The organism is Thermosynechococcus sp. Uc, assembly GCF_029335995.1.
GTDB lineage: Bacteria > Cyanobacteriota > Cyanobacteriia > Thermosynechococcales > Thermosynechococcaceae > Thermosynechococcus.
Genome location: NZ_JARJMS020000098.1, coordinates 1 through 11,568, shown reverse-complemented (window position 1 = coordinate 11,568; position 11,568 = coordinate 1). Strand labels below are relative to the sequence as shown.

The 11,568-nt window shown below is 52.4% G+C and carries 13 protein-coding genes and 2 pseudogenes; 7 read left to right on the top strand and 8 right to left on the bottom strand.

The features are described 5' to 3' along the window. The 4 genes from P3X23_RS11095 to P3X23_RS11080 form a co-directional block, all read right to left on the bottom strand. A partial coding sequence (locus P3X23_RS11095) for a permease (RefSeq protein ID WP_300876716.1) occupies nucleotides 1-522 on the bottom strand: 522 nt, incomplete at its 3' end. A 4-nt stretch (nucleotides 523-526) separates the two neighbouring features. Beyond that, nucleotides 527-1,684 carry an NDP-sugar synthase gene (locus P3X23_RS11090; protein ID WP_300876710.1) on the bottom strand — a complete coding sequence of 386 codons (1,158 nt, stop codon included), beginning with the start codon at nucleotides 1,682-1,684 and terminating at the stop codon, nucleotides 527-529. A gap of 131 nt (nucleotides 1,685-1,815) precedes the next feature. Then, complete coding sequence (locus P3X23_RS11085) at nucleotides 1,816-2,517, bottom strand: helix-turn-helix domain-containing protein (protein ID WP_300876707.1); 702 nt, start codon at nucleotides 2,515-2,517, stop codon at nucleotides 1,816-1,818. A 99-nt stretch (nucleotides 2,518-2,616) separates the two neighbouring features. After that, a complete protein-coding gene (locus tag P3X23_RS11080) occupies nucleotides 2,617-3,654 on the bottom strand; it encodes a PstS family phosphate ABC transporter substrate-binding protein (RefSeq protein WP_300876705.1) in 1,038 nt (345 codons plus the stop codon). Between the two features lie 152 nt (nucleotides 3,655-3,806). Between P3X23_RS11080 and P3X23_RS11075 the strand changes: the two genes are divergently transcribed. Beyond that, nucleotides 3,807-4,988, top strand: coding sequence for an aldo/keto reductase (locus P3X23_RS11075; protein WP_300876702.1), 1,182 nt, complete (start codon nucleotides 3,807-3,809; stop codon nucleotides 4,986-4,988). Nucleotides 4,989-5,087: 99 nt separating this feature from the next. Next, nucleotides 5,088-5,477 (top strand): hypothetical protein, encoded by a 390-nt coding sequence (locus P3X23_RS11070; RefSeq protein ID WP_300876699.1) that lies wholly within the window; start codon nucleotides 5,088-5,090, stop codon nucleotides 5,475-5,477. Here P3X23_RS11070 and ispD read toward each other — a convergent pair. Together ispD and dnaA are read right to left on the bottom strand one after the other, a co-directional pair. Continuing rightward, nucleotides 5,474-6,181: a 2-C-methyl-D-erythritol 4-phosphate cytidylyltransferase gene (gene ispD, locus P3X23_RS11065; protein WP_300876697.1), complete on the bottom strand. Its 708-nt coding sequence runs from the start codon at nucleotides 6,179-6,181 to the stop codon at nucleotides 5,474-5,476. The two genes, P3X23_RS11070 and ispD, sit on opposite strands and share 4 nt — an antisense overlap. Before the next feature lie 53 nt (nucleotides 6,182-6,234). Beyond that, nucleotides 6,235-7,596, bottom strand: coding sequence for a chromosomal replication initiator protein DnaA (gene dnaA, locus P3X23_RS11060; protein ID WP_300876694.1), 1,362 nt, complete (start codon nucleotides 7,594-7,596; stop codon nucleotides 6,235-6,237). 179 nt (nucleotides 7,597-7,775) lie between these two features. Here dnaA and rpmH point away from each other — a divergent pair, with 179 nt between their 5' ends. From rpmH to P3X23_RS11035, 5 genes and pseudogenes are all read left to right on the top strand, one after another. Beyond that, complete coding sequence (rpmH, locus tag P3X23_RS11055) at nucleotides 7,776-7,913, top strand: 50S ribosomal protein L34 (protein WP_099799755.1); 138 nt, start codon at nucleotides 7,776-7,778, stop codon at nucleotides 7,911-7,913. Beyond that, nucleotides 7,913-8,230: pseudogene (gene rnpA, locus P3X23_RS11050) on the top strand (ribonuclease P protein component); the annotation flags it as partial. The gene rpmH and the pseudogene rnpA, both read left to right, overlap by 1 nt. A 24-nt stretch (nucleotides 8,231-8,254) precedes the next feature. Next, nucleotides 8,255-8,650: a PH domain-containing protein gene (locus P3X23_RS11045; protein WP_300876713.1), complete on the top strand. Its 396-nt coding sequence runs from the start codon at nucleotides 8,255-8,257 to the stop codon at nucleotides 8,648-8,650. Between the two features lie 47 nt (nucleotides 8,651-8,697). Continuing rightward, on the top strand, nucleotides 8,698-9,903 hold the full coding sequence (gene yidC, locus P3X23_RS11040; protein ID WP_300876691.1) for a membrane protein insertase YidC: 1,206 nt from the start codon (nucleotides 8,698-8,700) through the stop codon (nucleotides 9,901-9,903). Between the two features lie 8 nt (nucleotides 9,904-9,911). Continuing rightward, nucleotides 9,912-10,448, top strand: coding sequence for a R3H domain-containing nucleic acid-binding protein (locus tag P3X23_RS11035; RefSeq protein ID WP_300876689.1), 537 nt, complete (start codon nucleotides 9,912-9,914; stop codon nucleotides 10,446-10,448). Here the strand turns inward: P3X23_RS11035 and P3X23_RS11030 are convergent. After that, nucleotides 10,395-11,279, bottom strand: a complete 885-nt coding sequence (locus P3X23_RS11030; protein WP_300876687.1) for a glutaminase — start codon at nucleotides 11,277-11,279, stop codon at nucleotides 10,395-10,397. The two genes, P3X23_RS11035 and P3X23_RS11030, sit on opposite strands and share 54 nt — an antisense overlap. Nucleotides 11,280-11,287: 8 nt before the next feature. Beyond that, nucleotides 11,288-11,568, bottom strand: a pseudogene (locus P3X23_RS11025) (ribonuclease E/G); the annotation flags it as partial.

Below are 11,568 nucleotides of genomic sequence, written 5' to 3'. Positions count from 1 at the left end.
GTAGGTGCCCGACTGCAATAGGGCAGGAACAGCCGTTGTTTGGGGTTGGGAACGACGCATCAGACTGGTAACGGTGGGCTGCAAAAAGGGGGTTAGATCTTTTTGGAAACTAAAGACCCAGCCAATGAGGGTGGCAATCGCCAGTGAAAAGAGGACACGAAACACCACAATCTCCGGCTGATCGCGAAAGGCCGTCCAAGTTGCCCAAATTACAATTGGGTTGATCGTGGGTGCCGCCAACAAAAAACCAATGGCCACGGAGGTCGGCAGCCCTTGTATTAGTAATCGCCGCGCCACCGGCACATTGCCACACTCGCATACCGGAAAAAGAAAGCCGATGCAACTGCCCACCAAAGCCCCCAGCAGGGGCGATCGCGGCAAGCGACGAATCAGTGCCTGCTCGTCCACAAACAGCAGTAGTCCACTGGAGAGCAAAATCCCCAATAGTAAAAAAGGCAACGCCTCTACCAGGAGGCTCAAAAAAAGTGTAAAACCGCTTTGCAATTGATCCGCAAATGTCATGAGCTTAAAGTGAAGTTTGGGATACAATCTCCTTCAATTCAGGGGGACCCGGCTGGATATCCGTTTGCCGTGAGTCGGTAATCAGCCAATCAAGGGCAGCGGCTTTCAGATCAATTGTGGTGCCTGTTTTATCGACACAGTAGCGCCCAAAGACCAGTTTATCCACTAAGCGAACATCGGATCCGAGGCGAGAATACTCAAAAATCACGCAGTTATCAACCACCGCACCACTGCAAATGTGGCAATTGGGACCAATCATTGTCGGTCCAATAATTGTTGCTCCGTCTTCAATCTTCGTCATGCCGCCAATGTACACCGGGCCTTGGATCGTAACCTTATCCCAATTAACCGCCACATTCAGCCCAGTATAGATTCCCGGAAACCGCTCATGGCCGGGAATCGAAACATTCTTAATTGTGCCGTCGAGAACGCCCCGCACCGCTTGCCAGTAGTCGGGTACTTTACCAATGTCGATCCATTCAAAGTCCATCGGCAACCCATAGAAGGGGGCACCCATTTCCACTAGCTTGGGAAACAGTTGACTTCCAATGTCGTATTCCTGATTGGAGGGAATATAGTCGATAATTTCTGGCTCAAAAATATAAATCCCTGTGTTGATATTGTTGCTCAGGGCTTCTTCAACACTGGGTTTTTCTTGGAAGGCAACAATGCGATCGTGCTCATCGGTAACAACAACGCCATAGCTCGAAACATCTTCTTTGGGCACTGTTTTCATAATCACGGTGGCGATCGCCCCCTTTTGGCGGTGCCAAGCCACAGCTGCTGTCAAATCCAAATCAATCAGGGCATCGCCGCACAAAACAACAAACGTATCGTCAAAAAAGGGGTGAAAATCTTGAATTCGCTTAATCCCCCCTGCAGAACCCAGGGCTTTCCCCACCAGTTCACCGTCTTTAATATAGCCTTCAAAGGAGTAGGCAATATCTACCCCAAAGCGCTGCCCGTCCTGAAAGTAGCTTTCAATCTCATGGGCCAAGTGGCTGACATTGACCATAATTTCGGTAAACCCGTGCTGGCGGAGGAGTTCGACGAGAAATTCCATCACGGGCTTTTGCAAAATTGGGATCATTGGCTTAGGAATGGTGTATGTAATCGGGCGTACCCGCGTGCCTTTTCCAGCCGCCAAGATCATTGCTTTCATATCGGTTGTACCCAATCTACCAACACTTCAAGGGAGACAGCCCCGCTCATGACAACCTTTTTCTAAGGTGGTTGAACCCTTTCGAGTATGTTCCATCCCCATGAAAAGAGCGGTACCCCCCCTAGCTTACCTTAATCAAGAGCATATACCCGCCCATGGTAAAGCAAGCGCGTAATGCCTTTGGACTGAAGATAGCTGCGCACTTTCCGCAGCATTTCCCCGTCGGGTACCTTGACAACTGTCTTGCGCCACTGCACATCGCTGGCTTTATAAAGGCGTTGATTTTGCTGAGAATAGCGGAGAGCCACAGGGCGGCTATCGAAAATGGGTAAGGTGCTTTGTTGAGCCTCTTCCCTAGAGAGGGCACCTAAACCGCGAAAGGCCTCCAAAGGACGAGTCAGTAATTCAGCCCGTCGATCCACTACGACATAACAAGGACGGGGCAGCACAGCCTCCGCAAGGGGCATAATCTCCACCGACTGCACTACTTCCACATCGGCAAGATCAGGTAGAGAAATGTCTTCATCCAGTGCCTCTTCGTCCTCGTCTTCGAGATCTTCATCGCTATAGTCATCCTCATCGAGGGCAACGCTCTCTGCTGGTTCTGCGTCGAGGTCATCCTCCTCTGCTATCTCATCCGCTGCTGCCATTGCGAGTAGGGGCACTTCTTCAACCTCAGAGGCAGCAGCTTCCTCCTCGATCTGTTTGATGACACGGCGAATGGTATTTTCACTCACACCAAATTCCGCGGCCAGAGCTTTAATTGTTTGTCCGGCGGTGTACTGTTGAAAAACACGCTGGCGTTCGCTGTCACTAAGTCGCTTGTAGGTCATGGATCTAGAGTAAGAAGCAGATGGCAAGATCTATTATCTGGGGTGAAAGTGCCAGAATACTGATTTTGTCCAAAACCCTGTGCAACGGGCGATCGCTCCCTAGCGCAGGCGCACAAACCCTGCCTTTTTAATGGCTGCTTGTCCTTGATCGGTCAGGAGGAGATCGGCATAGGCACGACCTGCTTGGGCATCAGGGCTATTGCCTTCCTTAGCAATCACAAATAGGCGGCGGGTAATTGGATAAGTCCCTTCTTGAAATGCACGGTAATTCAATTGGTTGCGCTGTTGGGGACAGCGTTCCGGAGGAACGTAAGGTTCCTGATAGGGAGGCACATATTGATCCTTTTGCTGGCCAAGGGGAAGGGGGTGGATAGTACACTGCCCCACCACCTCTGGGGCAGAGGCATAGTAAATCCCCCCTGGGGTAGCTGCGACCCGCCGTAGGCCATCGGTTGTATCCCGAACTATGACTACAGTGTTGCTCAGAGGCTGCTTTCCTAGCACCTCCTCAATAAAGTACTGAACTGTACCACCGTCTTCGGGATGGCGGGAAAAGGGGATAATCTTTAGGCTTGGACCGCCCACCTGCTGCCAATTGGTTATTTTGCCTGTGTAGATGTCCGCAATCTGTTGCACTGTCAGTCCAGGGATGCCCAGCCTCGGATTGACGGCGATCGCTAGCCCATCAATGGCAACGGGAATCGCAGCTAATTGAATACCCTGTGCTGCTGCTTTAGCCAACTCTTCGTCCTTGAGGGGACGGGAAGATTGCGCAAAAGACAGTTGATTATTCAATAACATACGAATACCACTGCCTGACCCTGGCGTTCCTGTGGGGGGATCGACGTAGCGTAGTCGAAAATTAGGCCAAGCAGCTTGCAGCAGTGGATCGACATCGCGGCGAATAGGTGCCCAAGTGGTGCTACCGCCATAATTAAAAAGTCCACTGGGGACATTCTTCACTTGGGTAAACGTAGATTGACCCTCCGTTGTTCCTAGATGGAGACCCCCATTGCCAATGATTTTGCCGTTATTGATAAGGCGAAGCACCAGCACTGCACCAATGCCCAGAAGGCCTAGGGTAATCAGCAGAGAAAGCAGTAAAGGCAAAAGAGAATCACTTTTCCCTTGGGACATACAAAATAATTTCTCACTTTTTCTAGCTTAGCCCAAACCAGTGGATGTTGTGGGTGTGGTGCGTAGTTCCGCTGCCTCAGCCGCTAACACCCCCATTAGCGTAGAATTGGGAATTCCGCGAAAATGATGAAGAAAGGTTTGTTGAGTTTACTATGCGCTACCGTCGCTTTGGTCGCACCCAACTGCCAATGCCCGTCTTTTCCTGTGGCGGCATGCGCTATCAGTTTTCATGGCAGGATATTAGTGCGAGGACAATTCCTGAGGAGAATCAACGCAATCTAGAGGCGACGATTTGCCGAGCCGTTGAGCTGGGGATTAATCACATTGAAACTGCCCGTGGCTATGGCACCTCAGAAGTGCAGTTGGGCAAAATTCTACCTCGGTTGCCTCGGGAAAAACTGATCGTGCAAACCAAAGTGGGACCGCGACCCACGGCCAAGGAATTTCGGGAAACTTTGGAGACGTCGCTGCGCAATCTGCGGCTAGACTACATTGATTTGCTGGCGATCCATGGCATTAACCTACCAGAGCATCTAGAACAAGTGCTGCGACCGGGGGGATGCCTAGAGGTGGCACGGGACTTTCAAGCGGCAGGGAAGATTCGCTTCATAGGTTTTTCTACCCACGGCAGCTTAGAAGTGATTCGGCAGGCGATCGCCAGCGATGTTTTTGATTATGTCAACCTGCATTGGTACTATATCAATCAGCAGAATTGGCCCGCCATCCTTGATGCCCAAGCCCGGGATATGGGCGTCTTTATCATTAGCCCTGCGGATAAAGGGGGGATGCTCTACAAACCACCCCAACGGCTTGTGGAACTATGTGCCCCCCTCAGCCCAATCGTCTTTAACGATTTATTTTGCCTCTCCCATCCCCAGGTGCATACGCTGAGTATTGGTGCTGCTCGCCCCAGTGATTTTGATGAACACCTGAAGGTGCTACATCTATTAGATCAGGCCGATGAGATTCTGCCGCCGATCTTGACACGGCTGGAGCAAGCTGCCATTGAGCGTTTAGGGGAAGACTGGTATCACACTTGGCATGAGGGGCTGCCGGACTATCGCCACACCCCCGGTGAAGTGAATATCCCGATCATTCTCTGGCTATGGAATCTGGTGCAGGCCTATGATTTGCTCGAGTATGCCCGCATGCGCTATAACTTGCTTGGCAACGGCGGCCACTGGTTTCCAGGTGCCAATGCGGCACAGGTCAAACATTTGGATTTAGCCCCCTGTTTGCAGAACAGTCCCCATCGGCACAAGATTCCAAGAATTTTGCAAGCGGCTCATGCTCTGCTGAGTGGCACTCCCCAGCAGCGATTATCTCAATCCTAAGGATAGGGAAGTTCCCCCAGCAAATCGCGGACAATTCCCCTAGGCGATCGCTCCTTGTGCCACCGACAATAAAAGTATTAAGGGTAAGAGGTCAACACTATGGATTTCATCTATCACCTAAGCAATGCCAGCCTTACCCTGCGGGTTGTGCAATTCCTACATGAATACGCCAATCTACCCGTGCAGTTTGTTACGGTCATTCATCAAGTAGATGGATGGGTGGTTCGCATTAAAATGCATTCGCCCCTCTGCGACGCACAAGCAGGAAATTTCCGCGCCTTCTTGAACGAATTGGGGTTCCCCTACACACCAAAGATTTCGCTGAAAATGGCACTGTGGGCACTGGAAACCGGGCAGTCAATGGTGGATGTGATGCGCCGTTATCAAGTGGCGATTGTCTCCCATGGCTACCCGAATTACGATGACATCGAAGCGTTTCGCAAACAGTTTATTCAAGGCTTGGGCTACTGCCCTGAAACCTTGGCTTAAGACGCTATCACTCCTTGGCCTTGCTCGCGGCGATGCTGCAAGATTCGTTCTGCAAGGGGGAGATCGCTGGGAGTTGTTATCTTCAGATTCGTTTCCTCACCTAAAACAATGTGCACCGCATAGCCGAGGCGTTCAAAGAGGGCAGCATCATCTGTGACCTCCCAGCCTTTGGCCACTGCCAGTTCATGGGCAATACGCAAGGGTTCGACGCGAAAGCCCTGGGGGGTCTGGGCGGCCCAAAGGGAGTCCCGCTCTGGAGTTTGGACAACAACGCCTTCACGGTTGACGATTTTAATTGTATCTTTGACCGGCACCGCTGCAATCAGGCCGGCATAGGTCTTTAGGGCGTGGGCACAGCGGTTAATCAGATCAGGGGTAGCCAGACAGCGGGCACCATCGTGGATCAGCACCTGCTCAGCCGTTTCAGGGAGTGCCTGCAACCCATTAAACACTGAGGCTTGGCGGGTCTCACCACCTGGAATCAAATGGACAGGCTGTGGTAGGTGCAAGTCCCCCAGGAGTGCTTCCCAAACGGGAAAGTCCTCTGGCTGGCCAATGACACCAATCCATTCAATTGCTTCGGCAGCAGCAACCGCTTCCAAGGTCCATGCCAAAAGGGGTTTACCAAGAAGTTGCAAGCGCAGCTTATTGTGGCTTGCCCCCATGCGTTTACCCATGCCGGCGGCGGGAATGAGGATGTGCATTCATGCCCTTTTGAAGACTGTTTTTTTATCTTGGCATAGGAAGGCTCTGGGCACTATGACTCTGTAGGACGGCTGGCCAAATTGATGCGATCGCTAAGTTGCCGCAGCAGGCTGCCCATTTCTGGATCGGTACGTTGAAGTTCAGCCACCTTGTCACAGCTATACATGACGGTGGTGTGATCCTTACCGCCAAACTCTTCACCAATTTTCGGCAGACTCAAGCCGGTGTATTGGCGCATCAAATACATGCCCACTTGACGTGCCATGCTAATCTCGCGGCGGCGGGAGTTGCCCTTGAGATCACTGATGGACACATTTAGCGCTTCAGAGACCACCTTCAGGATCACTTCTGGTGAGGTTTCAATTTTACGAGTGGTTGGACTCAGGACGGGGGCTATATTTTCCACCGTCATCGGTAACCCTGAGATGGAAATGTAGGCAACGGCTCGAATGAGTGCCCCCTCCAATTCCCGAATATTGGAAGTGTAGCTGGCGGCAATATACTCAATCACATCCCGAGGCAAGCGAATATTTTCGTACTCCGCTTTTTTCTGGAGGATGGCCATACGGGTTTCCAAGTCGGGGGGTTGAATATCGGCAATTAGCCCCATGGAAAAGCGGGAACAGAGCCGCTCTTGGAGACGGGGAATTTGACTGGGGGGGCGATCGCTGGCCAAAACCACCTGCTTACCGGCCTCGTGCAGTGTATTGAAGGTGTGAAAAAACTCCTCTTGGGTATATTCCTTGCCCTCAATAAATTGAATGTCATCCACAAGCATCACATCCACCGCCCGATAGTGCTCGCGAAAGCTCTGCATACTGTCTTTGCGGATGGCGGCAATCAAGTCATTCGTAAACTGCTCGGTAGAAACATAGAAAATCTTGGCATTGGGATCAATTTCTAGGCGATAGTGACCAATTGCCTGCATGAGATGGGTTTTGCCCAAGCCGACACCGCCACAGAGAAAAAGGGGGTTAAACTCCCGCCCTGGTGATTCCGCCACGGCCAAGCAGGCCGCATGGGCCATGCGGTTATTGGGGCCAACGACATAGCGGGAAAAGACATACTTGGGATTTAGTTCACTGCCGCGGTGGCGAGCCGGCGGGGTAGTTGCCTCTACTTCACCCCGACTAGTGGGGCGAATACTGGGGTCGTGCTCTGCCCCTTGGGCGATCGCCAGCTCAATCTCTACCGCCTCACCAACAATGTCCCGTGCCACATCGGCAATGGTTTTCAAATAGTACTTTTGCAACCAGTTGCGAGCAAAGGGATTGGGGGTGCAAATAGTCAGCGTTTGGCCATCAAAGGACTGCACCGTTGCTGTCTTAATCCAAGTTTCAAACGTCGGGCGACTGAGCAACAGTTGCAACCGCTCCAAAATTTGATGCCAGAGATCTTCGGCAGAGCTAATCACGTAAACCTCGTCCGTAGAATGTGAGCAATGATAGGCAACAGGATCAAGACGGCAATAGTCTCTTAGGACTACCGCTGTCTCACGGGAAGTGATACGATTGTAGATCGCTCTAACGACTGACTAGGGCGTGCCCTTTGGGGCAGTGTTTGTTCTAATCAACCATCATAACTGCAACAGCTATGACGCAACGTACACTGGGCGGCACTGTCCGCAAACGCAAACGCACCTCTGGGTTCCGCGCGCGCATGCGTACTAAATCGGGGCAGAACGTCATTAAGGCACGGCGGCGTAAAGGACGGGCACGGCTTGCCGTCTAGTGCTGCCTCGTCAACATCGCCTGCGCGATCGCCATGATTTTGACCGCGTCTATGAACACAAAACCGCCTACCACGGCAAGCTGGCTGTTCTTTGGCTGGCGCCTCAATCCCATAGGGAAACGCCACGGCTGGGGATCGTGGTCAGCAAAAAGGTCAGCAAGCGAGCTGTCGATCGCAACCGTTTGAAGCGGCAATGGCGACGGGTAATCCACCCACTGCTACCGCAGATAGCCGCAGGGTGGGATATGATTGTGGTAGTGCGTCAGGCGGCACTGCAAGTCAGTGACGAGGACTGTCGCGCTGAATTGATGCAGTTAATGGCCAAAGCAGGGGTACTGACGATGCCAGGAATTTCCGAAGACGTTTTCTACGAAGGCGGTCCCCACTGGGGTGACTTGGTGCTCAACTTACTGTTGGGGCTAACGGTGGTTTGTCTGCCCCTTACGGTCGGTGCTATTGTCCGTGCCCTCTGGCTGCGCTACCGGATTACAAATCGGCGGATTACCGTAATTGGTGGCTGGATGGGGCGCGATCGCTCCGATGTCATCTACGGTGAAATCACTAAAGTCGTCACTGTTCCTCGGGGTTGGGGAGCCTACGGCGATATGGTGGTTACCCTCAAAGATGGTAGCCGCTTAGAAATGCGCGCCGTCCCTCGTTTTCGTGAAATCTACAACTACATTGCTGCTAAATTGAGTCCCGCTGCCAAAAGTGTGAGTGGCGCGATTGGTTCTTAAGACCTAAGATAGTTCTGTTAACTGTTCACCCTCAATTGCAGGATTCCATGGATTTTGGTATCGGTTTCCTCTCCAACAATGTCATGCTGCCAATCCTTGATTTTTTCTACGGGATTGTGCCGAGCTATGGCCTTGCTATTGTGGCGCTGACACTGGTGGTGCGCTTTGCCGTTTATCCCCTCAGTGCAGGATCAATTCGCAATATGCGGCGCATGAAAGTTGTGCAGCCAATCATGCAAAAACGGATGCAGGAAATCCAACAAAAATACAAGGATAATCCTGCGGAACAGCAAAAGGCAATGGCAGAAGTGTATAGGGAGTTTGGCAATCCTTTGGCGGGTTGCTTTCCCCTTTTGTTGCAGTTGCCGATCCTTTTTGCCCTTTTTGCTACCCTGCGCGGATCACCCTTTGCCGATGTGAATTACCCGCTGAACCTACAGATTGTTCCCGCCGATCAAACGGTCTTAGCCCAGCCCTTTGCCACCAAACCGCAAAATATTTACGTTGACGAGGGAGTGCACTTCCCCATTCAGGCAGTGATTCCCATCGGTACCAAAATTCCAGTGGGTCAAACCGTCGATCTTCAATTCCAGACTAAGGAAGGTAAGCCCTTTAGTGAACTAGTGGCGGCCTATCCCAATAGTCATTTGCAACCTAAGTGGCAAATCATTCGCGGTCAAGAGCGGGCAACCGTTGACAGTGAAGGCCATCTGCAAGCCCTGCAACCGGGTGATGTAACCGTTCAGGGCACAATTCCAGGAATTGCGGCAGATAAAGGTTTTCTCTTCATTTCTGCCCTTGGCCATGTGGGTGTTATTGATCAAGGGGAGCTGTTCACAACGCTGCCCGATGGTACACGCCAGTTTAATTGGGGGGCAATCCACTGGGATATCCTGATCATGATCCTTGGCTTTGGCGTTAGTCTCTACGTCAACCAGTTGCTCTCTGGCCAAGGCAGCAGCAATAATCCCCAGCAGCAAACCGTGAATCAATTGACGCCAATTATCTTTTCTGGGATGTTCCTCTTTTTCCCGCTGCCGGCAGGGGTACTGCTCTATATGCTGATAGCCAACATCTTCCAGACAGTGCAAACCTTTATCCTGCAACAGGAGCCACTGCCGGAAAATCTACAGAAACTAGTCGAAGAGCAGGAACGAGCCGAAGCCATTAAGAATCGGGCTGCTCTTCCTTTTGAGGGCAAGGGTGCCAAAAGTGCCAAGGCCACCAAAGCCAAGCGTAATCCATCAGGTTGAGGGGAGGCATGACCGCTGATCCAATTGCTGCGGGGTGTGCGTGGCTGGAACAGGCGCTTGCTTTAGCAGGCTTTAAGACAACTGTTGCTGTGGTGGAGTCCCCATTAGCGGGTGTGGTGCCGGGGCATTGGCTGGAAATTGATCGCCAATGCCTGAGTGCTGCCCAAATTGAGGCACTTCTGGCCAACAATGCCCAAGCTCTTGATGCGCTGCAATATCTGCTCAACGCTACGTTGAACTTGGGGCGATCGCGGGAGGAACAAACAGCCTTTACCTTGGAATTGGCGGGCTATCGCCGTGCCCGTTATCGGCAGTTGCAGCAGATTGCCCAGCAGGTGGCTGCCCAAGTCCTCGACACGGGTAAACCCGTTGAAATTCGCTCCCTATCAGCAGCAGAGCGGCGTGTCGTTCACAGTCTCATTAAGGTAGAAAGCGATCGCCTTGAAACCTTTAGCTATGGTGAAGAACCGGATCGGCGCTTGGTGGTGCAGTTAGCCCAAGGGACTGAGGGCAAGGTGACGGCTGATGCATTGGAGCAAGTATAGCCCCAAAATTGAGTTGCCACTGCTATCGAGGGGGGGACTGTAGCAGGCGATTGCCCCTTGTCGCGGCACAATGGCTAAGATTACCCCGCTCACACCCGATTTCATAGGTAAGCCAATCTCTAGGGCGTAGCGAGGGGAATCCTCGTAGAGGCCACAGCTAAGCAGGAGCACATTGACCTGCTGGCGATGGCGATCGCTTACCTTTTCATGGGGCAACGCTAAGAGGAGACCCAAGCGGGCCACTTCCTCAATTGTTGCTTGGAAACAGCACACTTGATTGTAGATCTCAAGGGCGACCTCCGCATCGGCAATACGTCCAGACTCCACTAAGAAGTGGGCAAGGGTGCGATTTTGCCAGTTGGGATGGCGATAGACCGCCGCTAACACCTCCTGATCTACTTGTAACTCCGTACCAGCACACTCATTGAGCCAAGTTTGAAAAACGGCGACACCGCCAACATGGGTCAACTGGCTAGCGAGGGCGATCGCCCCACTGTTGATCATTGGATTGCGAGGCCAGCCCTGATCAAGGGTTAACTGCAACACAGAGTTATAGGGGTAATCCGAGGGGCGCTGCCCTACCCACCTCCACACCCGCTCTTGCCACAGTGTTAAAGCATACAGTAGTAAAAAGGGCTTAATTGCACTCATCAAGGGAAAGCGCAAACTGGAACACCCCAGCGTAAACTGGTGCTCCGGCGTAACCACTGCAAAGGCAAAGGTATTAGACCCCACCCTCGGTAGCCGCTGAAGCGGTTCCCCCTTGGGAATCTCTGTGGCAGCCGCCTCAAGCCACTCTTGAATGAGGGCAGGGTGGAGTTGCTCCAACATTACTGCGCCTAAGCATTGGCATCAAGGGAAAGTTGCTCGCTACTGGTTACCCGTCGCCGCCGCCGCCGACCTGCGGGCACAGAGGCCTCTGGCGTGGATGCCTCCCCGACAGATTCAGTGTTAGGAGTAACTTCTGGCTCACTGGCACTGAGTAACGCTGTGGCCGGAATTGGCTCGACATTAATCGTGCTAATCACAGGGGAGGGCAACTCATCAGCAGATTCTGGCACATCCTCAGCCATTCCCTCTCCGATGGGACGTGCTGTTTTCTGGGGTAGGGGTAGGGGGT

Coding starts and splice junctions, on each gene's coding strand:
- P3X23_RS11090 (WP_300876710.1), bottom strand. CDS start 1,684: ATGAAAGCAATGATCTTGGCGGCTGGAAAAGGCACGCGGGTACGCCCG.
- yidC (WP_300876691.1), top strand. CDS start 8,698: ATGGATTTTGGTATCGGTTTCCTCTCCAACAATGTCATGCTGCCAATC.
- rpmH (WP_099799755.1), top strand. CDS start 7,776: ATGACGCAACGTACACTGGGCGGCACTGTCCGCAAACGCAAACGCACC.
- P3X23_RS11035 (WP_300876689.1), top strand. CDS start 9,912: ATGACCGCTGATCCAATTGCTGCGGGGTGTGCGTGGCTGGAACAGGCG.
- P3X23_RS11045 (WP_300876713.1), top strand. CDS start 8,255: ATGCCAGGAATTTCCGAAGACGTTTTCTACGAAGGCGGTCCCCACTGG.
- P3X23_RS11085 (WP_300876707.1), bottom strand. CDS start 2,517: ATGACCTACAAGCGACTTAGTGACAGCGAACGCCAGCGTGTTTTTCAA.
- P3X23_RS11080 (WP_300876705.1), bottom strand. CDS start 3,654: ATGTCCCAAGGGAAAAGTGATTCTCTTTTGCCTTTACTGCTTTCTCTG.
- P3X23_RS11070 (WP_300876699.1), top strand. CDS start 5,088: ATGGATTTCATCTATCACCTAAGCAATGCCAGCCTTACCCTGCGGGTT.
- ispD (WP_300876697.1), bottom strand. CDS start 6,181: ATGCACATCCTCATTCCCGCCGCCGGCATGGGTAAACGCATGGGGGCA.
- P3X23_RS11030 (WP_300876687.1), bottom strand. CDS start 11,279: ATGTTGGAGCAACTCCACCCTGCCCTCATTCAAGAGTGGCTTGAGGCG.
- P3X23_RS11075 (WP_300876702.1), top strand. CDS start 3,807: ATGCGCTACCGTCGCTTTGGTCGCACCCAACTGCCAATGCCCGTCTTT.